This is a genomic window from Neobacillus cucumis (assembly GCF_016908975.1).
In the GTDB taxonomy this organism is placed as follows: domain Bacteria; phylum Bacillota; class Bacilli; order Bacillales; family Cytobacillaceae; genus Neobacillus; species Neobacillus cucumis.
The window spans coordinates 21,918-46,041 of record NZ_JAFBEX010000001.1 but is presented as its reverse complement, the minus strand read 5'-3'; the positions used below and the strand labels follow the sequence as shown (position 1 = coordinate 46,041).

At 38.9% G+C, this 24,124-nt stretch carries 23 protein-coding genes and 1 riboswitch; of the genes, 18 read left to right on the top strand and 5 right to left on the bottom strand.

The genetic code is table 11. The features are described 5' to 3' along the window. Positions 1 to 53: 53 nt before the first annotated feature. From JOC76_RS00215 to JOC76_RS00150, 14 genes are all read left to right on the top strand, one after another. Positions 54 to 1,061: an ABC transporter permease gene (locus JOC76_RS00215; RefSeq protein WP_205175133.1), complete on the top strand. Its 1,008-nt coding sequence runs from the start codon at positions 54 to 56 to the stop codon at positions 1,059 to 1,061. A 15-nt stretch (positions 1,062 to 1,076) separates the two neighbouring features. After that, positions 1,077 to 1,976, top strand: a complete 900-nt coding sequence (locus JOC76_RS00210) for an ABC transporter permease (RefSeq protein WP_205175131.1) — start codon at positions 1,077 to 1,079, stop codon at positions 1,974 to 1,976. Positions 1,977 to 2,153: 177 nt separating this feature from the next. Continuing rightward, the gene (locus tag JOC76_RS00205; protein WP_205175129.1) at positions 2,154 to 2,708 is read left to right on the top strand and encodes a shikimate kinase; all 555 of its coding nucleotides are present in this window, start codon (positions 2,154 to 2,156) and stop codon (positions 2,706 to 2,708) included. Positions 2,709 to 2,997: 289 nt separating this feature from the next. After that, positions 2,998 to 3,762, top strand: coding sequence for a type I 3-dehydroquinate dehydratase (gene aroD / locus JOC76_RS00200; RefSeq protein ID WP_205175128.1), 765 nt, complete (start codon positions 2,998 to 3,000; stop codon positions 3,760 to 3,762). Positions 3,763 to 3,985: 223 nt separating this feature from the next. Further along, complete coding sequence (argC, locus tag JOC76_RS00195; RefSeq protein WP_205175127.1) at positions 3,986 to 5,023, top strand: N-acetyl-gamma-glutamyl-phosphate reductase; 1,038 nt, start codon at positions 3,986 to 3,988, stop codon at positions 5,021 to 5,023. A 71-nt stretch (positions 5,024 to 5,094) separates the two neighbouring features. Next, positions 5,095 to 6,324 carry a bifunctional glutamate N-acetyltransferase/amino-acid acetyltransferase ArgJ gene (gene argJ, locus JOC76_RS00190; protein WP_205175126.1) on the top strand — a complete coding sequence of 410 codons (1,230 nt, stop codon included), beginning with the start codon at positions 5,095 to 5,097 and terminating at the stop codon, positions 6,322 to 6,324. A 12-nt stretch (positions 6,325 to 6,336) separates the two neighbouring features. Further along, complete coding sequence (gene argB / locus JOC76_RS00185; RefSeq protein ID WP_205175125.1) at positions 6,337 to 7,134, top strand: acetylglutamate kinase; 798 nt, start codon at positions 6,337 to 6,339, stop codon at positions 7,132 to 7,134. Continuing rightward, entirely contained in the window at positions 7,134 to 8,333 is a 1,200-nt protein-coding gene (gene argD, locus JOC76_RS00180) for an acetylornithine transaminase (RefSeq protein WP_205175124.1), read from the top strand. The genes argB and argD overlap by 1 nt, the downstream gene beginning before the upstream one ends. Positions 8,334 to 8,338: 5 nt before the next feature. Continuing rightward, the gene (locus JOC76_RS00175; protein WP_205175678.1) at positions 8,339 to 9,415 is read left to right on the top strand and encodes a carbamoyl phosphate synthase small subunit; all 1,077 of its coding nucleotides are present in this window, start codon (positions 8,339 to 8,341) and stop codon (positions 9,413 to 9,415) included. After that, entirely contained in the window at positions 9,402 to 12,638 is a 3,237-nt protein-coding gene (carB, locus tag JOC76_RS00170) for a carbamoyl-phosphate synthase (glutamine-hydrolyzing) large subunit (protein ID WP_205175123.1), read from the top strand. Before JOC76_RS00175 ends, carB begins: the two co-directional genes overlap by 14 nt. Continuing rightward, positions 12,622 to 13,599, top strand: coding sequence for an ornithine carbamoyltransferase (gene argF, locus JOC76_RS00165; RefSeq protein ID WP_205175121.1), 978 nt, complete (start codon positions 12,622 to 12,624; stop codon positions 13,597 to 13,599). Before carB ends, argF begins: the two co-directional genes overlap by 17 nt. A 90-nt stretch (positions 13,600 to 13,689) precedes the next feature. After that, positions 13,690 to 14,901 carry an argininosuccinate synthase gene (locus JOC76_RS00160; RefSeq protein WP_205175119.1) on the top strand — a complete coding sequence of 404 codons (1,212 nt, stop codon included), beginning with the start codon at positions 13,690 to 13,692 and terminating at the stop codon, positions 14,899 to 14,901. Between the two features lie 307 nt (positions 14,902 to 15,208). Next, a complete protein-coding gene (argH, locus tag JOC76_RS00155) occupies positions 15,209 to 16,585 on the top strand; it encodes an argininosuccinate lyase (RefSeq protein ID WP_205175116.1) in 1,377 nt (458 codons plus the stop codon). A 149-nt stretch (positions 16,586 to 16,734) separates the two neighbouring features. Continuing rightward, positions 16,735 to 16,847, top strand: a riboswitch (SAM riboswitch). 92 nt (positions 16,848 to 16,939) lie between these two features. Continuing rightward, positions 16,940 to 18,169, top strand: a complete 1,230-nt coding sequence (locus JOC76_RS00150) for a homoserine dehydrogenase (protein WP_205175114.1) — start codon at positions 16,940 to 16,942, stop codon at positions 18,167 to 18,169. Positions 18,170 to 18,227: 58 nt separating this feature from the next. Here the strand turns inward: JOC76_RS00150 and JOC76_RS00145 are convergent, their stop codons facing one another. Both JOC76_RS00145 and JOC76_RS00140 read right to left on the bottom strand, forming a co-directional pair. Then, positions 18,228 to 18,404, bottom strand: a complete 177-nt coding sequence (locus JOC76_RS00145) for a YfhD family protein (protein WP_205175112.1) — start codon at positions 18,402 to 18,404, stop codon at positions 18,228 to 18,230. Positions 18,405 to 18,523: 119 nt separating this feature from the next. Further along, on the bottom strand, positions 18,524 to 18,706 hold the full coding sequence (locus JOC76_RS00140) for a YfhE family protein (protein ID WP_372441883.1): 183 nt from the start codon (positions 18,704 to 18,706) through the stop codon (positions 18,524 to 18,526). Between the two features lie 107 nt (positions 18,707 to 18,813). Here JOC76_RS00140 and recX point away from each other — a divergent pair, with 107 nt between their 5' ends. After that, complete coding sequence (gene recX, locus JOC76_RS00135) at positions 18,814 to 19,632, top strand: recombination regulator RecX (RefSeq protein WP_205175110.1); 819 nt, start codon at positions 18,814 to 18,816, stop codon at positions 19,630 to 19,632. Between the two features lie 554 nt (positions 19,633 to 20,186). Continuing rightward, on the top strand, positions 20,187 to 20,513 hold the full coding sequence (locus JOC76_RS00130; protein WP_205175109.1) for a YfhH family protein: 327 nt from the start codon (positions 20,187 to 20,189) through the stop codon (positions 20,511 to 20,513). 176 nt (positions 20,514 to 20,689) lie between these two features. Here JOC76_RS00130 and JOC76_RS00125 read toward each other — a convergent pair whose 3' ends face one another. Beyond that, a complete protein-coding gene (locus JOC76_RS00125; protein ID WP_205175108.1) occupies positions 20,690 to 20,869 on the bottom strand; it encodes a small, acid-soluble spore protein K in 180 nt (59 codons plus the stop codon). 133 nt (positions 20,870 to 21,002) lie between these two features. On the opposite strand from JOC76_RS00125, the gene JOC76_RS00120 reads away from it, so the two are divergent. Next, complete coding sequence (locus JOC76_RS00120) at positions 21,003 to 21,254, top strand: YfhJ family protein (RefSeq protein ID WP_205175107.1); 252 nt, start codon at positions 21,003 to 21,005, stop codon at positions 21,252 to 21,254. Positions 21,255 to 21,352: 98 nt separating this feature from the next. On the opposite strand, the gene JOC76_RS00115 is transcribed toward JOC76_RS00120, so the two are convergent. After that, a complete protein-coding gene (locus tag JOC76_RS00115; RefSeq protein WP_205175106.1) occupies positions 21,353 to 22,333 on the bottom strand; it encodes a metal-dependent hydrolase in 981 nt (326 codons plus the stop codon). Positions 22,334 to 22,656: 323 nt separating this feature from the next. Between JOC76_RS00115 and mutY the strand changes: the two genes are divergently transcribed. After that, entirely contained in the window at positions 22,657 to 23,757 is a 1,101-nt protein-coding gene (mutY, locus tag JOC76_RS00110) for an A/G-specific adenine glycosylase (RefSeq protein ID WP_205175105.1), read from the top strand. A gap of 33 nt (positions 23,758 to 23,790) precedes the next feature. Here mutY and yfhS read toward each other — a convergent pair whose 3' ends face one another. Continuing rightward, positions 23,791 to 24,015, bottom strand: a complete 225-nt coding sequence (yfhS, locus tag JOC76_RS00105; RefSeq protein WP_205175104.1) for a mother cell protein YfhS — start codon at positions 24,013 to 24,015, stop codon at positions 23,791 to 23,793. Positions 24,016 to 24,124: the final 109 nt, after the last annotated feature.

Here is a 24,124-nt window from a genome sequence, read left to right as displayed (position 1 = left end):
AAAGGGAGGGATTTTTCCCTCTCTTTTATTCAATACAAAAGAGGTGAAAAGAATTGTTTACTTACACAGTCCGCCGCCTGTTCTCTTTAATACCCGTTTTAATTGGGATGACCCTGGTTGTTTTTGCGATTATCCATGCCATTCCTGGGAATCCAGCCCAAGTCATTCTTGGTCAAAGAGCAACGGAAGAATCGATTGCTGTGCTGACAAAGCAACTAGGATTGGACAGACCTTGGTATATACAATATTTCGAATATATAAAAGCATTGCTCCATGGAGATTTAGGCATTTCTTTGAGGACAAGAGGTTCAATTAATCAGGAAATTTGGCCTTTCCTTGCTGCAACAGCGGAATTAACGATTGTATCCATGTGTATTGCTGTTGTTATAGGAGTAAACGCAGGGATTGTTAGTGCTTGGTTCTCAAAATCATGGTTTGATTATGCTGCCATGGTCCTTGCTCTTGTTGGAGTATCACTTCCAATATTTTGGCTTGGATTAATGGAGCAGTGGGTATTTTCCATACATTTAGGGTGGCTCCCAACTACAGGAAGAGAGGATGTTCGGGATCCTATATCCGCTATTACCAATCTTTACTTACTAGATACATTGCTACAAGGTAGATTTGATCAGTTTATCGTAGTGCTCAAACATTTGATCCTTCCAAGCATAGCGCTAGCTACCATTCCGATGGCGATTATAGCCAGGATGACTCGTACGGCCATGCTTGAAGTGATGAAATCCGATTACATCCGTACAGCAAGAGCAAAAGGTCTAAGTATGTTTGGGGTAGTCTATAAACACTCATTAAAAAATGCCATTATTCCGGTATTAACAATCATTGGGCTGCAAACAGGCCTTCTGTTGGGTGGTGCCATCCTGACAGAAACAATCTTTGGCTGGCCAGGAATCGGCAGATATTTATATGATGCGATTGGTTATCGCGATTATCCGGTGATTCAGTCAGGCATTTTAATCATCGCGGCTATCTTTGTTCTTATCAATCTAATAGTGGATTTATTATACGTTTTTATAGATCCAAGAATTAAATATACCAAATAAGGGAGGGGTTTATGAGTGGCTGAGCTAGCAAAAAGACCGGCACATATAGCTGCCGAAGTAGTTGAAGAGAAGCTGCCTACCCCGTGGAAGGATGCATGGATTTCATTTTATAAAAACCGATTAGCACTAGTGGGTTTAGGAATTGTTGTTTTTTTTATCATGATTGCCATACTGGCCCCGATACTTGCTCCCTATAGTTTTAAAGAGCAAGTACTAGCCGACCGTATGCTCCCGCCTTCGGGCCACCATTGGTTCGGCACAGATGATTTTGGCCGTGACATTTTCTCACGTATTGTCTATGGAGCTAGAATTTCCCTGTGGGTTGGCTTTTTCTCTGTTTTAGGATCTGTTATTTGTGGAACCATCTTAGGAATTATAGCAGGATATTATGGCCGCTGGGTTGATACCATCATCTCGCGTGTTTTTGATGTTTTGCTTGCATTTCCAAGCATTTTATTAGCTATTGCGGTTGTGGCCATCCTTGGCCCATCCTTACAAAATGCTCTAATTGCTATAGCAGTAATAAATATTCCCAACTTTGGACGGCTTGTCCGCTCGAGGGTGCTGAGTGTTAAACAAGAAGAATATATTATGGCTGCAAGAGCTGTAGGTATGAGGGATTCACGAATTCTCTTCCTGCATATTTTACCTAACAGTATTTCACCAGTAATTGTCCAAGCTACTCTAGCCATTGCCACATCTATAATTGAAGCAGCAGCACTTGGATTCCTGGGAATGGGGGCACAGGCGCCAACACCAGAATGGGGGAAGATGCTGGCAGATTCAAAGAATTATATTACCCAAGCGCCATGGACATTGTTCTTTCCAGGGATGGCCATCATGCTGACGGTGTTAGGTTTTAACTTAATGGGGGATGGTCTCCGAGATGTTCTTGACCCGAAGATGAAAAACTAACTGAACGTTGAAGCTTTTGAGACTTCCAATGGGAGTCTTTTTCTTTTGATAGTAATATGTTCAAAATGTCACATAACCATTGTTTTTCTATAGTAGGAAAGATTATAATTATGACAAGATAATAGTACGAAATTCTGAAAAAAATGTTATTTTTTATCACCATGGGGGGAGATTCTAATGGTACAGCGAGAAGTTTCATTAAAAGAGATGAGTATTGTTTTTATAGGGTTTATGGGTGTAGGTAAAACTACTATCGGTAAATTAGTAGCCAAAAAACTGTATCGCGATTTTATTGATATTGATGCGGAAATTGAAAAAGAGTATGGGATGCCAACATCACAGATCTTTAATAAGATTGGTGAAAAGGCATTTCGTGAACGGGAAAAAAGCCTTATTACAACTGTGTCTAAGCAGAAAATGAAGGTTATTTCCTTAGGAGGCGGGGCTTTTTTACAGGAAGAAATCAAACAGGCTTGTTTAGAAAACTGCCTTGTTTTCTTTCTAGATTTATCTTGGGAGAATTGGAAGGATCGAATCAGTCTACTTATTGACAGCCGTCCTGTCTTACAAGGAAAATCACTAACTGAAATTGAAGATTTGTTCTATAAGCGCCAGGAGATATACGCGGACCATCATTCTAAAGTAACTACTGATAATCAGAATGTAGAGGAAGTAGCGGATTACATTGTCGAATCATTAAAACTGGCATGGGAATTGTATGGTGTGAAATAAAGGAATACTTGATAAATGGTTCACGGAAAGAAACCTTTTTCACTATGGTCATATGTGGAAAAGGTTTCTTTTTTATTTTTTGAAACTTAGAATCATAGATATAAACTATAGATTATCGTCCATTTTTCAATTAGACTTTATAGAACTACTGACTTATACTCAAAGTGTATTAAAAAATACATCGAAGGATGTTGCTAACTATATAATCGCGGCTCAATGTAACGATGACCAATAAAACGCTAGATTGAAAAGAGTTTTTATTTTAATACTAGAAGAGGACTGGGGAAATATGATAAACACAATTACAGTCAGAGGAATCACACTTGGTGAAGGTGCTCCAAAAATTTGTGTTCCAATGGTAGGAACTAGCCTTAATCAATTGATAGAAGAAGCAAACTATTTAAAAACACTTGATTTAGATGTAGTTGAGTGGCGGGTTGATTTCTTTGAACATGTTGAAGAGCTTGAAAAAGTGAAGGAGGCTTTAAGAGAAATTAGAGCCATTCTTACAGAAACACCGCTTGTTTTCACTTTCCGCAGTGCTAAAGAAGGTGGAGAAAAAGAAGTAAGTACAGCTTTTTATTTTGAGTTAAATAAAGCTATTGCTGAAACAGGCTTAGTTGATATTGTTGATGTTGAGTTATTTAATGAAGAAAGTAATGTAAAAGAATTAATTCATGCAGCACATGCCAAGAATGTATTTGTGATTATTTCCAACCATGATTTTCACGGGACACCTGCAAAAGAAGAGATTATCACTCGTTTACGTAAGGCTCAGGAATTGGGAGGAGACCTGCCGAAGATTGCTGTTATGCCAAAGAGTACAGCTGACGTCCTAACATTGCTGGAAGCTACCACTACAATGAATGAACAGTATGCTGACAGACCAATCATTACCATGTCTATGTCAGGTAAAGGTGTTATTAGCCGCTTAGCGGGAGAAATTTTTGGATCAGCTCTTACCTTTGGAGCAGCTAAGAAAGCCTCTGCACCAGGACAAGTAGCCGTTCAAGAACTGCGCAGCGTATTGAATCTGCTCCATACGAGTTTATAAATTAGTTATTTTATAAAGAAAAATCGTGAAGTTCCTATCATACAGGAACTTCTTTTTTATTTGCATAGAATTTGTATAATCTTACAAAGAGTGTTGTAAGCGTTTACAAAAATACACACAGTAAATTTCAGTAAAAATCGAAAATTAAGCTAATTAGGTGTTGAATAATTATATAAAAATATGTATAATAATTCATTATGAAAGCGACTTGGGAGTGGAAGAAATGAAAGCAGCAATCATCGGTGGAACGGGTTATGGTTCAATTGAGTTAGTTAGGTTAATTAATAAGCACCCATACTTGGAGATTGGTTCAGTTGTTTCCAACTCTCAAGCTGGAGTTCAATTTAGTGATGTGTATCCACATCTTTCAAATATTGTGGTTCAACCTTTAGAAAAATTTGATGCTAATAGATTAAGTGAAGAAAATGAAATTGTCTTTCTTGCCACCCCTTCAGGTGTAAGCAGTAAACTTGCACCAGAATTACTTGAAAAGGGAATAAAATGTATTGATTTATCTGGAGATTTCCGGCTGAGGTCAGGCGTTGAATATGAGACCTGGTATAAACACACACCACCGGAAGAGAAGTACTTAAAACAGGCAGTCTATGGTTTAAGTGAAATCTATAAAGAGGAAATAAGGGATTCTAATTTCATAGCTAATCCCGGCTGCTATCCGACTGCTACTAATTTGGGTCTTTTACCCATTCTTAAATCAAAATTAGCAGATGAAGCGTTTATTATTATTGATGCTAAATCGGGAGTCTCTGGAGCTGGAAGAGGTCAGTCATTAACTTCTCATTACTCGGAGATGAATGAAAACTTTAAAGCTTATAAACTAGGAAAACATCAACATATTCCTGAGATTGAACAAGTTCTGTCTGACGAGAGTGGTAATTCGATTACCGTTACCTTTACTACACATTTAGTTCCAATGACAAGGGGAATCATGTGTACGATGTACGTGAACCTAAAGGAAAAAATTTCTACAAATAAAGTTATCGATTTATATAAACAATTTTATCAAGAGTCTCATTTTATAAGAATACGGCCGGAAGGAAATATTCCTTCAACAAAAGAAGTAATGGGATCAAACTTCTGTGATATTGGTTTGCATGTGGATGAACGAACCAATCGGTTAACTGTCATTTCCGTTATCGACAATTTAGTAAAAGGCGCTGCAGGTCAAGCGATTCAGAATGCTAATCTGATGAATGGCTGGGATGAACAAACTGGGCTTACAGATTTACCAATGTATCCATAATGAAAAAATCAATAAATTACTAGTTAAATAGCCCGGTTAAATGCCAAGGGTAACTTAAGGGGGAAAACAAATTGACACAGGCCACATCAACTAACAAGATCGTTGTACTTGGAAATGAAAGTGTAACCTTACCAAAAGGGTATAAAGCGGGCGGTATGCATTGCGGAATAAAGAAGAAGCGTCTTGATTTAGGATATATCGTATCAGATGTTCCAGCAGCAGTAGCAGGAGTTTTTACAACGAATATTTTCCAAGCGGCGCCACTAATCGTAACGCAAGAAAGCATAGCAAAAGAAAAGAAAGTTCAAGCCATACTTGTAAACTCAGGTAATGCCAATGCTTGTACAGGCGAGCAGGGGTTACTTGATGCAAAGGCAATGCAAAATAATTTCGCAAACGAGTTAGGCATAGAGCCGCATCTTGTTGCCGTCACCTCAACTGGAGTAATAGGCGAATTGCTGCAAATGGATTGCATTAATAGTGGGATCAAACAAATCCTCCAATCAGAATATGAACAAGAGGAAAATTTTAAACAAGCCATTTTAACAACAGATACTTGTATAAAACAAATTGGTGTTCAATTAACAATAGATGGAAAGACCATTTCAATCGGCGGTGCGGCAAAGGGTTCAGGGATGATTCACCCGAATATGGCAACCATGCTTGGCTTTGTGACAACCGATGCAAATGTTGCCCAAGATGATTTGTTAGCTGCACTAAAGGATGTAACCAACACAACATTCAACATGATCACTGTTGATGGAGACACCAGTACCAATGACATGGTTCTGGTTATGGCGAATGGCTTAGCTGGTAATGAGCAGCTAACAAAAGCGCATCCGGAATGGGATATATTTGTAGAAGGACTTGGGATTGTTTGCAAGGAACTTGCCAAGAAAATAGCTAGAGACGGTGAAGGAGCAACAAAACTTGTGGAAGTGCAAGTAAGTGGAGCCTTTAGCACAGATGCTGCTAAAACAGTTGGAAAATCAATCATTTCTTCTAATCTTGTGAAAACAGCTATTTATGGAACAGATCCTAACTGGGGACGAATTGTTACAGCAGCAGGATACAGCGGGGTTCCAATTGTACCTAATTTATTAGAAGTATCTATCGGTCAATTCAAAGTGTTTGAAAAGGGTCTTCCAAGCCCAATCGTTGAAGAAGATGTGAAAAATTACCTAGAACAAGAAAATGTTGTTATATATGTTAACTTAAATCAAGGTGACTACAGTGCAACTGCCTGGGGATGCGATCTTACTTACGATTATGTAAAAATTAATGCATCCTACCGCACTTAAGGGAGGACAAAAATGAAATATTTAGTCATTAAGTGTGGCGGAAGTGTGTTAGAAAATCTGCCAAGATCTTTTTATGAAGATATCGTAAAAATGCATACATCTAGTGAGTGGACGCCCATTATTGTTCATGGTGGGGGCCCGCTGATCACGTCCTTATTAAAAAGTTTAAACGTTGAAACCCAATTCGTGAACGGACTAAGAGTAACGGACCATCAAGTGTTAGACGTGGTCGAAATGGTATTAAGTGGATCAGTCAATAAACAAGTGGTTCGAAACCTAGTAGAAGTCGGTGGAACCGCTGTTGGTATTAGTGGAGTGGATGGAGGATTGCTAAAAGCAGCTCCAACACCTAATGCGAAAACCTTAGGATTTGTAGGAGAAGTGGTTGAAGTGAACCACAGAATTATCGAAGGAATTGTTAATCAAGGTTTTATCCCGGTAATTTCTCCTGTTGGAATTGACTCAAGCGGTCAGCGTTATAACATCAATGGTGATATAGCAGCCTCAGCGATTGCCAAAGCTTTGGAAGCAAACCTATGTTTCATCAGTGATATTCCAGGTATCCTTGTTGACAATGACGGGGTAAAAACAAAGCTTGATAAGGTCTCAAAGGCAATCATTGAGCAGATGATAGAAGACGAAACCATTTATGGAGGGATGATACCAAAGGTTCAAGCCGCGATTGACGGTCTTGTTCATAACATTCCTGAAGTTGGAATCATAAATGGTTTTGAAAAGAATAGCTTATTAGATTATTCAAACGGTAAATGCGTCGGCACAAAAATTGTCTTAGAAGAGGAGATTGCGTAATGGTGAACGAAACTTCTGTCTCCCTAACCACACCGGTAATGGCCACATACGGCCGCTTTCCTGTCACCTTAGTAAAGGGAAAAGGAAGCTACGTGTGGGACGACCAAGGGAACCAATACTTAGATTTTACATCAGGTATCGCTACTTGTAACTTAGGGCATGTTCCCAATCCAGTAAAAGAAAAGCTAGAAGAACAATTGCAAAATTTGTGGCATTGTTCAAATTTATATAACATTCCTAATCAACAAAAGCTGGCTGCATTACTAACAGAAAATAGCTGTGGTAATCAGGTCTTCTTTTGCAATAGTGGTGCGGAAGCAAATGAAGCCGCGATTAAACTGGCAAGAAGGTATGCTAATAAGGTAAAGGGAAATCGTTCATCGGAGATTGTTACATTTCAACAATCATTTCACGGAAGAACGTTAGGCACCTTAGCTGCAACAGGCCAAGAAAAAATTCAGCACGGCTTTGCACCTCTTATGCCAGGGTTCAGTTATTTTCCATATAACGACGAAGCAGCACTCGAACAGCTTAGCAGCCTTAAGCCTGCAGCGGTTTTACTAGAACTTGTTCAAGGGGAAGGCGGGGTTATTCCAGCAAGTAAGGAATGGGTAACAAAGCTCGCCCAAATCTGTAAGGAAAATGACATTCTTCTAATGGTGGATGAAATTCAAACAGGAATTGGCAGAACGGGCACATTATTTGCTTATGAGCAATATTCGATCGAACCGGATGTGATTAGTATTGCAAAAGGTTTAGGTTCCGGTTTTCCAATTGGAGCCATCATTGCGAAAGAAGAAGCAGCAAAAGGGTTTGAACCAGGCAGTCATGGAAGTACCTTTGGCGGAAATCCGTTGGCAACAGCAGCAGGGCTTGCCACTGTTACACATATAATTGAGAGCAACTTGCTCGGAGATGTTAAGGAAACAGTTGATTATCTAGATCAACAGCTACATGCATTAAAAGAGAAGTACTCTTTTATAAAAGACGTTCGCGGTAAAGGACTTTTAAAAGGACTAGTAGTGGAGATTAATGCGTTAGAAATCGTACAAAAGGCAATCACTAACCAACTATTAATTTTAACTGCTGGACCGAATGTCGTTCGGATTTTACCGCCATTAACAGTAACTAAAGAAGAAATAAATGAGTTTACAAACAAATTGGAAAAAACATTCCAAAGTATAGAGAAAGGCGTGTGACGATTTTGGAAAAGGGGTATCTAACTTTGGAAACAGGGGAAGTATTTGAAGGCATCCTTATGGGGGCTGAAAAGGATTCTCTTGGAGAGGTTGTTTTTAATACAAGTATGACTGGTTATCAAGAAATCATTACAGACCCATCGTATGCGGGACAAATTATTACTTTCTGCTATCCAATTATTGGAAACTATGGTGTCAATGCATTAGATGATGAGAGCATTACTCCAGCCTTAGCAGGAGTTGTGATTGGTGACTTATGTGAAGAGCCTAGTCATTATCAATCTATAAATAAATTTTCAGAAAAGCTTAAAAATGCAGGGGTTGCCGGGATTGCCGGGGTAGACACAAGACGTCTTGTCAAAACTATTCGCAGTCGAGGTACGGTAAAAGGGTATTTAGGAAAAGAAAAGAAAAATATTGTGCCTAATGATTTAAAAACGACAATGTGGGTGGATAAAGTATCTACCAAAAAGATTCAATATTTCAAGAATAATGGTCCACACGTAGTGCTAATGGACTTCGGATATAAAAAGTCAATCCTTCATGCTCTACTAGAGGAAAATTGTTCTGTAACAATTGTTCCTTACACAACAACATTCGAGAAAATTAAATCTTTAAACCCGGATGGTATTTTATTAAGTAACGGACCTGGAGACCCAATGCAGTTAAAAGCGTGGTTCCCGGAAATTAAAAAAATAACACAGGCTTACCCAACACTTGGTATATGCTTGGGACATCAGTTAATTGCCCTATCATATGGAGCAAAAACGACAAAACTGCCTTACGGACATCGAGGCGGAAACCATCCAGTTAAAGAACTAAATACTGGAAAGGTGAAAATAACTGCACAAAATCATAGCTATGTTGTGCTAGATGAGAGTATTGATCAAAAGGTATTTGATGTTTCCTACCGAAATATAAATGACAAATCAATTGAGGGGCTGCAACATAAATTGTACCCAATTCAAACCGTTCAATTTCATCCGGAAGCACATCCCGGACCAAGCGACACGGAATATATTTTTAAAGACTTTGTGAGTCAGATTGCATCATTGGGAGAGAACATTTATGCCGTTAAATAAAAATCTAAAAAAAGTACTCGTAATTGGTTCAGGACCAATTGTAATAGGGCAGGCAGCAGAATTTGACTATGCCGGCACACAGGCGTGTATCGCCTTAAAAGAAGAAGGAATAGAAGTTGTTCTCATTAATAACAATCCAGCCACCATTATGACAGATGAAGCAGTGGCGGATAAAGTATATATTGAACCATTAAATGTAGAAACCATTGAGAAGATTATCCAAAAAGAACAACCTGATGGGGTAATTGGTACACTTGGCGGTCAAACAGGATTAAATTTAACTGTTCAGCTATTTGAACAGAAAATTTTAGAAAAATACAATGTTAAATTATTAGGTACTTCGGTGGCATCCATTAAAAATGGTGAGGACCGTGAGAAGTTCCGTAACTTAATGTTAAAAATAGGTGAACCAATCCCTGAATCTGAAATCATTCACAGTTATGAAGAAGGAGTTCAGTTTGTTCAAAAGATTGGGTTCCCAGTTATCATTCGCCCTGCCTATACATTAGGAGGAGAGGGTGGAGGTTTCGCCCATAATGATGAGGAACTTGAAATTGTACTAAAAAAAGGGTTAGCAGCGAGTCCTATTCATCAAGTCTTAGTGGAAAAGAGCATTAAAGGCTGGAAGGAAATTGAATATGAAGTCATGAGGGATGCAAATGATACGTGCATCATTGTTTGTAATATGGAAAATATGGACCCAGTAGGCGTTCATACGGGCGATTCCATTGTTGTGGCTCCATCACAAACATTAACAGATGTTCAATATCAAATGCTTCGTGACGTTTCGATAAAAGTAATAAAAGAATTAGAGATTATTGGCGGATGTAATATTCAGATGGCTTTGCATCCTGAATCAAATCAATACTATATTATCGAAGTAAATCCAAGGGTAAGCCGTTCATCGGCGTTGGCTTCAAAGGCAACAGGATATCCAATCGCAAGGATGGCAGCAAAGTGTGCGATTGGTTACCATCTTGATGAGATTGTGAACCCGATAACAGGTAATACATTTGCATCTTTTGAGCCAGCGATTGATTATATTGTGGTGAAACTGCCTCGCTTTCCATTTGACAAATTCCCTGAAGCCGACCGAACACTAGGAACACAAATGAAAGCAACTGGGGAAGTTATGGCAATTGACCGAACGTTTGAGGGAGCTTTAAACAAAGCGATTCGTTCTATGGAAATGAATGTTTATGGTCTCTGCCAAACAGCTTATGAGTCATTAGAAGAGTCTTCCTTATTTGATTTGCTTAAAGTAGCAAATGATAAGCGCCTATTTGTCATTGCCGAAGCATTTAGAAGAGGCATCACACTTCAAAAAGTACAACAACTGACAGAAATTGACCTATGGTTTTTACACAAAATTAGCTCAATCGTTGCGTTAGAAAAGGAACTAGCTTCCTATCAATGGACTTCTGCTCCAACTGACCTGCTTAAAAGAGCCAAACGAAATAATGTGGCAGACAAATTAATAGCGCAAATCTATCAAATTCCGGAAAAACAAGTACGAGACAAGTGGAAAGAGCTCGGATGGAAGCCTGGCTACAAAATGGTAGATACGTGTTCCGCTGAATTTGATGCGATTACACCTTACTATTATTCTACTTGGCATGGCAGTGATGAGGTAGAAATCACTGACAAGAAAAAGATTCTTGTTATTGGATCTGGTCCGATCCGTATCGGGCAAGGAATCGAATTTGATTATTGCTCTGTTCACGCGGCTAAAGCTCTCAAGAAAAAAGGTTTTGAAGCCGTCGTAATTAATAACAACCCAGAAACGGTAAGTACAGACTATTCAGTTGCAGACAGTTTATATTTTGAACCGCTAGCTGCTGAAGATGTCTTACATGTAATTGAAAAAGAAAAAGTCGACGGTGTGTTAATCCAGTTTGGTGGTCAAACAGCGATTAATCTAGCTCATGATTTAGAAGAAGAAGGAATTAAGATTTTAGGAACAACAGTTAAGAATGTGGATCGTTTAGAGGATCGAAAGGAATTTTATCAACTTCTAGATGAATTAGCAATTCCACATATTGAGGGGAAAACTGTCTCTCATCCAGAAGAACTGTTTAAAGCAGCATCTGTCTTAGGTTATCCGGTGCTTGTTCGTCCATCGTATGTTATTGGCGGTCAATCGATGTTTACGATTTTTTCAGAACAAGAATTAACACAATATATTACCCAGCTTGAAGAAAATTCAAATGCAGAGATGTGGCCATTATTAGTAGATAAGTTTTTACCTGGTCAAGAGTGTGAAGTGGATGTCATAAGTGATGGAAAACAGATTGTGGTTCCTGGGATTTTTGAACATATCGAAAAAGCAGGAGTACATTCCGGAGACAGTATCACAGTGTTTCCACCTATTTCACTAACTGGTAAGGTAAAAGAAACATTAATTGATTATGCAGGCAGAATCGCAAAATCAGCACCTGTTGTAGGGATCATGAATATCCAATTTGTGATTCATGATGAGACGGTTTATGTGCTAGAAGTAAATCCTCGCTCATCACGTACAGTTCCGATTATTAGTAAAGTCACTGGAGTGCCAATGATTGAGTGGGCAACAAATGTACAATTAGGTGATTCGCTAACGGAGTTAAGCCAAGATTTAGGATTACTAGAAGAACCAAGCTACTTTGCCGTTAAAGCACCTGTATTTTCGTCAAGTAAGCTTAAGGGAGTCGATCCTGTACTTGGACCTGAAATGAAGTCAACAGGGGAAGCACTAGGAATTGATACTAGTTTCCAAGCAGCCCTTCAAAAATCAGTGCCTTTAATCAATGGAATCAAGGACGAAAGTTACCTCCTTTGTTCGATTTCGGACAGAGAAAAAACAGAAAGTCTTGCCATTTTAAAGGAATTGGTGAAAGAAGATTACAAGCTTGCCGCCACAGAGGGAACGGCTCTGTTTCTAAAGTCTAATGGCTTTGCTGTGGATTTAGTGGTTCAAGATGAAAAAGATTTAAATGATATTTTCCGAAATAAACCGATTCAAGCCGTTATTAATATACCGAGCCAAGGTCGTAATAAAAATAAATTTGGTTACCAGATTCGTGAGTATGCAGTCCGCTATAAGATACCTGTGTTTACACACCTAGATACAATTGAAACGACATTAGGTGTGCAAAAGAAATTTGGGGCTGATTATGAAGTAAGGACGGTTAGCGAGTATTACAATTTTGAGAAAGAAGGTGCCGTTCATGTTAGAAGCAATTAATGCGGACGGAAAAAGCATCGTTAGCAAACAAACATTAAAGGGTATGAATTTTTTGCAGCTTGCAGATTATAGTACGGATCAAATCCTTTATTTGCTTAATGAAGCAGTGGAATTGAAAAAATTACAAAAACAGGGTAAACCACATCCTTTCTTAAGTGGAAAGGTATTAGGGATGATATTTGAAAAATCCTCCACACGTACAAGGGTTTCCTTTGAAGTGGGGATGCTCCAGCTTGGCGGGCATGCGATCTTCTTGAGCTCAAAAGACATTCAGCTTGGCCGCGGCGAGAGCATTTCAGATACTGCTAAGGTTTTGTCCCGTTATATTGATGGAATCATGATTCGAACCTTTTCGCATGAATCCGTTGAAGAGTTAGCTTCTCATGCAACAGTCCCTGTTATTAATGGATTAACAGACCTGCAGCACCCTACCCAGGTGCTTGCAGACTTATTAACTATCCTTGAGCATAAAGGGAAGTTAGCGGGATTGAAGCTTTGCTATATTGGGGATGGGAATAATAATATGGCCCATTCTTTAATGGAAGGTGCCGTAAAGGTTGGAATGAACATCAGTATCGCGAGCCCAGAAGGGTATATGCCTAATGAAGGAATTACCGAGAAGGCAGTTCAAGCAGGAACTGAAACGGGAAGTACGGTAACAATTACCAATAATCCTATTGAAGCGATCAAGGATGCCGATGTTGTTGTCACAGATGTTTGGACCAGCATGGGCCAAGAAGAGGAAACAGCGATTCGTTTAAAGGCATTCCAAGCTTTTCAAGTCAATGAAGAACTATGCAGCCATGCGAATAAAGATTATATCTTTTTACATTGTTTACCTGCACATCGTGGTGAAGAAGTAACCAGTGAGATTATTGATGGTCCACATTCAGTTGTATTTGATGAAGCTGAAAACCGTCTGCATGCACAAAAAGCAATTTTAAAACTTTTACTAGCATAATGGGTTCCTTTTTTATGAGATGTGTTGTATAATCATTCTATCGAATGAATAAAAATCCATAAATAGTATTCAAGGAGAGTTAAAATAGATATGACTAAGGAAAAGATTGTATTAGCATACTCAGGCGGTTTAGATACATCAGTATCAGTTAAATGGATCCAAGAAAAGTACGGTTATGATGTAATAGCCCTAGGTTTAGATGTAGGTGAAGGAAAAGACTTAGATGCTATTAAAAATAAAGCATTACAAGTTGGCGCTTCGAAAGCGTATATGATAGATGCAAAAGAATTACTAGCAAAAGAATATATTTTACCTGCTTTAAAGGCAAACTGTTTATATGAAGGAAAGTACCCATTATCTTCAGCACTATCAAGACCGCTTATTTCTAAATTATTAGTAGAAGTTGCGGAAAAAGAAGGGGCAACGGCTGTTGCGCACGGATGTACAGGGAAAGGAAATGACCAAGTTCGTTTTGAGGTATCCATCCAAGCATTAAATCCAAGTTTAAAGGTTGTTGCACCTGTTCGTGAGTGGGGAATGACCCGTGACGAGGAAATTAAATATGCGGAAGAAAACGGGATTCCTATTCCAGTCAATTTAGACAATCCGTTTTCCATTGATGCTAATATCTGGGGACGTGCTTGTGAAGCAGGAGTTCTCGAAGATCCATGGGCAGAAGCGCCTGAAGCGGCATTTGATTGGACTAATCCGATTGAGTTAACACCGGATGAAGCTGAATATATTGAAATTGAATTTGAACAAGGGGTACCGGTTGCTCTAAACGGTGAAAAGCTTCCTTTAGTTCAACTTATTGAAACACTTAATACACTTGGCGGTAAGCATGGTGTTGGTCGTATCGATCACATTGAAAATAGATTAGTAGGGATTAAGTCAAGAGAAGTGTATGAAAACCCTGCAGCATTAATTTTAATCAATGCCCACAAGGAATTAGAGTTCTTAACTTTAACTCGTGAAGTAACACAATTCAAGACACAGGTTGAACAGCAAATGGCAAAGATTATTTATGAAGGTCTTTGGTATTCTCCAATCAAACCGGCACTTGATGCGTTTATCAATGAGACACAAAAGGTAGTAACTGGAACACTCCGTGTGAAGTTGCTTAAAGGCACTCATACAGTGGTTGGAAGAAAATCTCCACACAGCCTATACAACGAAGAACTAGCTACTTATGCAAAAGGCGATGCTTTTGATCATAATGCGGCTGTTGGCTTTATCAAGCTATGGGGACTGCCAACTAAAGTTTATTCTGAAGTAAATAACAAAGAAACGATTTTAAAATAAATCCGGATTGCCCTCGAATCCATTTTTCGGGGGCTGTCTTCTTTATTGTAGACTAGGAAGTATAAAATTGACTTTGAGAATTGTCTAGCTCCAGCGCCTAGCCCCTCGAGGTCACAAGACAATCCGTCCAAAAGGTTAAAAGGCAACCTTTCGGCCGGCTTGTCTTGTGCTTGGCTACAGAAAACTATCGTTTTCTGTACGCATTAAGGGAGACTAATCTCTGGCTAAGCTTTGCTTGCCAGAGATAAATCTCCCTATATCGGGGCTAACCAAGGCGCTTGCGCTTTTCTTATTAGGAGGAACAGTAATGTCGAAGTTATGGGGCGGTCGTTTTACGAAAGAAACCAACAAGCTCGTGGAGGAATTTACAGCATCCATTCCTTTTGATCAAAAGTTAGCAAAAGAAGATATTGCTGGCAGCATTGCGCATGTTCAAATGCTCGGGGAATGCGGTATTATTCCAACGGAGGATGCAGCTAAAATTAAGGATGGCCTGCTCGCCATAAAGAAAATGGTGGATGCTAATGAGGTTGAGTTTTTAGTGGAAGATGAAGATATTCATATGAATATCGAAAAGCTTTTAATTGAAAAAATTGGTCCTGTCGGCGGTAAACTTCATACAGGAAGAAGCCGTAATGACCAAGTGGCAACAGATATGCATCTTTACTTGAGAACTAAAACAACTGAACTCATTAAATTAATTGAGGACGTTCAGCAAGCATTAGTCGGTCAGGCAAAAGAGCACATTCATACCTTAATTCCTGGGTACACTCATTTGCAGCGAGCACAACCAGTATCCTTTGCACATCATTTAATGGCTTATTTTTGGATGTTTGAGCGTGATAAAGAAAGACTGATCGATTCACTAAAACGAGTTAATTGGCTGCCTCTTGGTTCTGGTGCGCTAGCAGGAACTACTTTCCCAATCAACCGTGAGTTAGTCGCGGAAATTTTAGGCTTTGAAACGGTTTATCCGAATAGTATGGATGCAGTAAGCGACCGCGACTTTATTTTGGAATTTTTATCGATTGGGTCTATAATTATGACACATATTTCTCGTTTTTCTGAGGAATTGGTCATTTGGTCAAGCCAGGAATTTCAGTTTGTGGAACTAGATGATTCTTTCTGTACCGGTTCAAGTATCATGCCTCAAAAGAAAAACCCAGATGTACCTGAATTGCTGCGCGGAAAAACAGGCCGAACATATGGCAACCTGATTGGATTACTAACCGTTCTTAAAGGCTTACCACTCGCTTATAATAAAGATTTACAAGAAGATAAAGAAGGTATGTTTGATACGGTAGAAACACTTGAGGGTTCTTTAAAGCTGTTGGCTCCAATGGTCGAGACGATGACAGTGAATAAAGATGTGATGAGAAAAGCGATTAATAATGATTTTTCGAATGCGACGGATATTGCTGATTATTTGGTTAGAAAGGGCTTGCCATTCCGTGAAGCACATGAAGTAATTGGAAAAATCGTTTTATATTCCATTCAATCAAATAAATTCTTATTGGATTTAAGTTTTGAGGAGTATCAGAAATTCAGTCCTTTATTTGAAGAAGATATTTACAAAGTTTTGGCTCCTGAGCATGTTGTTGCCGTTAGAAATAGCTTTGGCGGCACTGCACCAGAACAGGTGGAGTATCAAATAAAGCTTGCTGAAGGAAAACTTCTAAGATAACGAAAGAAATATTCACGCTCGCCGATTGGCGGGCTTTCTTCTTATATTCTATTAAGTGATATTTAGAGAATATATTGACATTTACAAATAATTAAACTAGAATACTTTTTATAACTTAACTTGGAAATTAATGAAAAATAATATAATGACTCTTATCGAGAGTGGCGGAGGGACTAGGCCCGATGAAGCCCGGCAACCTTCAAGGTGTTCCTTGAAAAGGTGCTAATTCCTGCAGGTTATGATGTAACCTGAAAGATAAGGGGAGGATTGCACCCTCTTCTTATAGAAGAGGGTTTTTCTTATTTTTTAGAAATTTTATGTAGAAACCAAATTGAATTAGAAGGGTGGATTAACATGTCTGTAATTAAAGTGGCAATCCTCGGTTTTGGCACCGTCGGTGAAGGATTTTATAGGACGATACAATCTCATTCAGAAGAGCTCACAGCCGTTTTAGGGAGAAAAGTAGAAGTTGCTGCAGTTCTAGTTAAAAACAAGCAGAAGGAAAGGAATATAAGCAAGGATGTATTCATAACAACGGAATTTACGGATATATTAAATCTGCCACAGGTCGATGTTGTTGTTGAAGCGATCGTTGATAAAGATCCTACCTACTCTTTCTTAAAACAAGCCATTCAGCGTGGCTGTCATATTATTACAGCAAATAAAGAAATGTTTGCCCACTATGGACAAGAGCTGCTAGAACTGGCGAAAGTACATAATGTGTCGGTAGGATATGAAGCGACCGTAGCTGGAGGAATCCCTGTCATTCAAACACTAAGACAATTATTAAATGTTAATAGAGTTCAGCAAATTCATGGGATTTTAAATGGTACATCGAACTTCATACTAACTGAAATGCGCGAAAAAAAGCTTTCATTTGCTGATGCTTTACGAGCAGCCCAGGAAAATGGCTATGCTGAGGCGGATCCTACAAATGATGTGGAGGGCTTTGATGCCTTTTATAAAGCGATGATTCTAAGCCGACTTGCTTTTGGTGAAGATCCAAATTGGCATGATGTTGATCGAAAGGGAATTACCTCCATTACAAGTGATTTAATTGATATTGCTTTACAGTTTGGTCTAAGGTTTAAACATATTGCTAGTATTAAGAAAAAAGGCAATCAATTAATTGCATCTGTTAAACCGGTTCTTGTTGGAAAGGAACACCCTTTATATCACGTTGAAGGGGTGCAGAATGCTGTGAATATCTATTCCGATATTGTTGGGCAAATAACCCTTCAAGGACCAGGGGCTGGAATGTATCCAACAGCGAGTGCTGTGATCGAGGATTTAGTCTATGTCTGTCAAAATCGACGGGCAAACCAAGGGTTTACATCAGCAATTGAAAGCTGTTCAATCGTAGAAAAGAGCCAGGAAGAAGAAACTTGGTTAATCAAAGGATTGTTAAATACCTTAAATGAGCAGCCAATTAATGTAATTGATCAGGTAGAAGAAGGAATATGGATTGTCAAAGCGACCAGTGAAGAAGTAGCGCAGCTAACAAAACTGAATCAAGAACTTGTATGTTTTCCAATTATTGGTGAATTTGAAAGTGAGCACGATTTGGCAAAATTAGTTGTATAGATTATTTTTACTAAGAAGCAGGGTCTCACCCTGCTTCTATTTGATTTAACATTTAAGGTTATTTTCTGTTTTTTACACGTTGATTAGCGGCATTCGCTCTTGCTTGAGCCTCAAGATCCGCTTGATCAGCTAGTTCAGCTGAATACTCGACATCTTGTCCATCTGTTTTTAAATTTTTAGGAACTTGTGGAAGTGACGCTTTATTATTGCTCTTTTGTCCGTGTGTTCGACCCATGAAAAAGACCCCTTTCAGAATTAAACTAATGGGAGAGCAATTGCCCTCAAGATTAGTTTTAACGGTTTGAAAGGAGTCCATTAATGGTAAAATCTTTAATTTAACTCTTAGAATTTTATTTAGATACGAGTCTTTTTATCCGTAAAACCGGCGGCACGATCCGCCATCTTAAAATCGCGCTGGTAACGTACCTCTTGCATACTTGACAAAGTATATTTTCCTCCGCCTCTGCTGTCCTTCTTTTTCTTTTCACCCATTGTGCTCAACCCTTTCAGCTTTTTGTGAAAAATAGTGTAAATCATATGTACTTATTTCCATTTTTACCTTTTCCCGAAAAATGATACCGTTTTTCGATATATTATAAAAAAAAGATTCATTAGTATGGTAAAGTAATTTTGAGGTGAAGGATATGGCCATTATTACAAAAATCACCACACAGCAGAAGAATCAAGACCGCTTTAATGTATTTATTGATTATGGCAACGGTAAAGGGGAAGAATTTGCTTTCAGTGTCGACAGCGAAGTATTAATTAAGTTTCAGTTAAAAAAGGGAATGGAGCTCGATGACTTTTCCTTCTTAGAAATTCAATACCAGGATGATATTCGTAAGGCTTACAATTTGGCCGTCAATTATTTGGCGAGAAGAATGAGGTCGAAAAAGGAAATTGAAGACTATCTTGTCCAAAAAGAAGTGGACGAGCCCGTTATTAATGAGGTTATCCATAAGTTAACTGAGCAGAGGTATATTAATGATCAAGAATATGCTGTAGCCTTTGTTAGGACTCAGGCAAATACGACCGATAAGGGGCCAAATGTAGTGAAAATGGAATTAAAGGAAAAAGGGATTCCAGATGGGATTTTACTTGAGGCGTTGGATGAATTTCCGTTTAAGCAGCAAATTGAGAAGGCTGGGAAAATAACGGAGAAATTTTATCAGAAAAATGCGAAGGAATCATCAAAAATCAAAAAACAAAAGCTTGAGCAGTTACTCCTTAGAAAAGGGTACTCGTATGAGGTAATAAATATTGTGGAAAATGAACCGGGAGAACTGGCACAAGATGATGACGAAATAGAAGCTGTTAGATTCCAAGGTGAGAAAGCCCATAGAAAGTATGCACATCTCGATGGATATGAGTATCAGCAAAAGATAAAACAGGCATTGTACCGTAAAGGATTTAGCATGGATTTAATTGAGCGCTTTTTGAAAGAGAAGGAAGAAAATGAGTGACAAATTTTTTGGGTAGTCTGGAGATAGGATAGAACGTAGCAGACGAGTTGATTCGGACAGATAGAGGAAGAATCGTTGTTGCCGAGTCCGAATGAGAGGGATATTCGGACAGGAGGAGCCGGAAAAAAGCCCAGGCTTGTCCGAATGTAAGAGAGATTCGGACAAGAAGAGGGAGAAATGCCCTTGAAGAGTCCGAATGAGAGGACTATTCGGACAGGAGGAGCCGGAAAAAGCCAAGGCTTGTCCGAATGTAAGCGAGATTCGGACAGGAAGAGGGAGAAATGCCCTTGAAGAGTCCGAATGAGAGGTCTATTCGGACAGGAGGAGCCGGAAAAAGCCAAGGCTTGTCCGAATGCAAGGGAGATTCGGACAGGAAGAGGGAGAAATGCCCTTGAAGAGTCCGAATAAGGGGGCTATTCGGACAGGAAAAAGGCCCCCAGCTTGTCCAAATACTAGCCCAATTTAGCTAAAGAGTCTGCAAAACGAACATAATTATGTGCGAAATACCTATTATTTTTAGTAATAAAAAAAATCAAATAGGAGGGTGAAGCTTCATGCATCAACAAGAAAGACGTTACAGTGAAATAACTGAACATGAATTAAGACAGGAAATTGCTGATTTAAAAGAAAAGGCGAGAAAAGCAGAGCAAATGGGAATGGTAAACGAATTCGCTGTTCTTGAAAGAAAAGTCCAAATGGCTCGAGCGTATATGATGGACCCCGATTCATTCAAGCCTGGAGAGATTTATCAAATCGAAGGGGATCCAGGTGAATATTTTAAAATTGACTATATGAACGGTGTTTTTGCCTGGGGCTACCGATTACAAGGCGATGGTAAAGAAGAGGCCTTACCTATCTCGATGTTGACTCCTTTAAAATAAACTATTAAACAAACCAGAAGCAAAAACTTCTGGTTTGTCTTTGAAATTTGAGAATTCTCATGCTACAGCGCCTAGGGCTCAGGGGTCTATAGCTAATCCGTCAAGAAGGCTAAAAGACAGCCTTCTTGACGAATCGTCTTATGCTTGTCGCCCTGTTCAAGGCGCTTCAGTCTTCTTTATTTCCTCAAAGATTGCGGTGATTCGTCATCTCGCTCGCCAGATGCACGCATGCGCTCTTGAGGGTGAGTATTGATGGTGCCGTCAGCGCGGGTAGACGCATATTCTGCTTTTGCCCGCGGTTCTCCCTCAAGCTTGTTACTATGTTGGTTTGGGAAATTAGTTGCCTTATTTCTCATGCTGTACCTCCAAATAGGGAATGAGAAAAACGTGAAAAGCATCATATTCCAAGTGCTAACCACGTACCGTTAGTATTGACACGTAGAGTGAAGGTTATGTTATAAGAAAATGGTAATGAGGTGTTTTCGATCGATGAATGAGTACCATGAAAGATTAATTAGGATGTTAATGGAAAAAAACTCCCTGCTTAGCTATGAGCAAGCACGTACATGGGTGGAGCTATTATGGGATGATTTTGAAACATCCTATGCAAAAGCTGGACGACAATACAAAGGCAGAGAAATGGCAGAACGGATTGTTACACAGTGGATTCAGAATTATGGTGACAAGTTACATGAGTTTGTTGCAACAAATCCTAAATATAAAAAATACTTGATTCAATAATGATAGCTTTAGGCGCCTGCCTATCGGCTTGTGACCTCGAGCCGATAGGCAGCGGCTAAAGCTGGACAATAATGAAGAAGGGCTTGGTTTAGCCCTTCTTAACTGGGGATGATGCTCAACTTCTTCCGTAATTTCTTCTCGCTAAATACCCAGCCTGTATAGGAGCTGATCGGATTAAGGTCGCAATCTAACTGGACAACTGCGACAAATGGGTAATGACCATTACTCCGATAACGTAAATCAATAAAGCGGACTTCGTAAAAATCATTATATTCATCAACTTCCCATCGATATACAGGTGAGAAAGAAAGAAAAGCCGAAAGATTTTTATCCTTCTTAGCCGCTTCAATTACAGGTGTATTTGGTACAGGAACACGAATGAATCGATCAAGGAACTCAACTTGATTATTTACAGACCTTCCAACAAAAAATTCCTCTTTATTCATCGCAGCAATTCTCCATTGATGAAATCTCATGGTAGGTGCAATAATAATTTCTGTCGCATCTGGTATGATTTTTTTCACTTCATATAAGACTTTATTTTTTGCGATATATCTCCTAATGTAGTAAACGATAATCACAGCATACATAATTAAAAAGGTAGCACCCGGATTAGCTCCGAGAAACCAGATAAATATTCCGATAATGTGGATAGTGAAAATAACTGGATCAAATGTATTAATTACTCCTAGTGCAACCCACTTATTGGAGAAAGGTCTCAATGCTTGTGTACCATAAGCATTAAAAATATCAACAAAAACATGGATAAACACAGCAGCAAAAGTCCAAGCCCATAAATGTAATAAGTTTCCACCAGTGAAAAATGGATAGATAACAGCGACGATTAATAATGGCCATAAGATAACTGCTGGAATCGAATGGGTGACTCCTCGATGGTTTCTAATATAAATCGCATTGTTTCTTAGTTTTAAGACAGTGTCAATATCTGGTATTTGTGAACCTGCTATCGTCCCAATTAATACGCTTGTAGCGACAGCATGATTGCTAGCAACCACTGGATCCAGAGTTGCTAGACCACCTAAAGCAATACCCATTACGACATGTGTTCCAGTATCCAAAAAAGTATTCCTCCTTTAATAACATCTTGTCAAAAAAGTAATTTTCGCTTATCGTAGATAAAAGTTGAGAATTATCATTTTCTACTTTGTAAGAATTTGCGCTTGCGCTTTTCTTATTAGATAAGCATATAAAATTCGTCTTTGGGAATTGTCCAGCTCCAGCGCCTAGCCCCTCGAGGTCTTAAGCCACTCCCAAAATGAAGGCAAAAAACGCCTTCCTTTTGGGAGCGTCTTAAGCTTGTCAGGGCTGACCAAGGCGCTTCTGCTTTTCTTTTTATTTTCCCTTTTTTCGTGGTGTTTAACAATCTGGAGGAACAAAAGTTATGATTATTGAACATGAAAATTCAGAAAAAATCAATATTAATGCATTTCAAAATGACTTAATTTCCTGGTTTAAAAGAGAGCAGCGTGATTTACCTTGGCGAAAGGATCAAGATCCATATAAGGTCTGGGTGTCAGAAATTATGCTTCAACAAACTAGGGTGGATACAGTAATCCCTTATTTCAATCGGTTTATTAACCTGTTTCCGACGATTGATGATTTAGCTGATGCTGATGAAGATAAAGTACTTAAAGCTTGGGAAGGTCTAGGCTATTATTCTAGGGTACGGAACCTTCAATCCGCTGTAAAGGAAGTAAGGGAGAAATACAATGGTGAAGTCCCGAATACTCCAAAGCAAATCGCTGAACTAAAGGGAGTGGGACCATATACGGCTGGTGCGATATTAAGCATTGCCTATGGGATTCCGGAACCAGCTGTCGATGGAAATGTAATGAGAGTCTTATCGCGGATTCTATCGATTTGGGATGATATAGCGAAACCCTCTTCAAGAAAAATATTTGAAAAGGCAGTCCGTGACTTAATCTCACATGATGATCCTTCGTCTTTTAACCAAGCTTTAATGGAACTTGGTGCATTAATCTGTACACCAACGTCACCTTCGTGTTTATTATGCCCAGTTCGTGAGCACTGCAAGGCGTTTTTCGATGGTGTTCAGGAAGAACTACCAGTTAAAACTAAAAAAACAAAAACACGTGATGTTCAACTTGCCGCTGCTGTTCTTCGGAAACAGGATGGAAAAATACTTATTCATAAACGACCTGCTAAAGGCTTACTTGCAAATTTATGGGAATTTCCTAACGTTGAATTGCATCACAGTTTACAAAATGAACGTGAGGAAGTTGTTCAGCTTTTTAACCAAGAACTTCAGTTAGAAGCCAACTTCGAAAAGATTATTGGTCAAATTGAGCATGTTTTTTCTCATTTAATTTGGAATATTAAGGTGTATAAGGGAACTATATCAACTGATTTTCAGGAAAATGAGGAATGGAAGCTTGTCTCCATCAAGGAAATGGAGCAGTATGCCTTTCCTGTTTCCTATCAAAAAATGTTTCAAATGTATCTGGAATCTTTGGAGGAATAAACGCAAACTGCGTTTATTCCTCTTTTATTTATATTAATCATATACTGTTTTGGTTCCATGAGTATAGTCGGCTTCTTGACGTTTCATTCCGCCGCGATTTTCTATTTCTTCAATAATCTCACGGTGAATAGTCTGTCCTTCACTATTCAGATATGGTGCTATTTGCTGAAAGGAATGATGAAAAAAGGCTAATTCACTATCCTGCCAATCTGTTTTAGCCATCATCGAAAGCTCTGTCATATCGCGTCCTACATACATAACCCATAACTCCCCTTAACTGTATTTGATTTTAGTGTTTTATATTAATTGTCTTCTATTCATGGAAAAGATAAAATGAATAGAAAAGTGAATCCTTTAATCTTATACA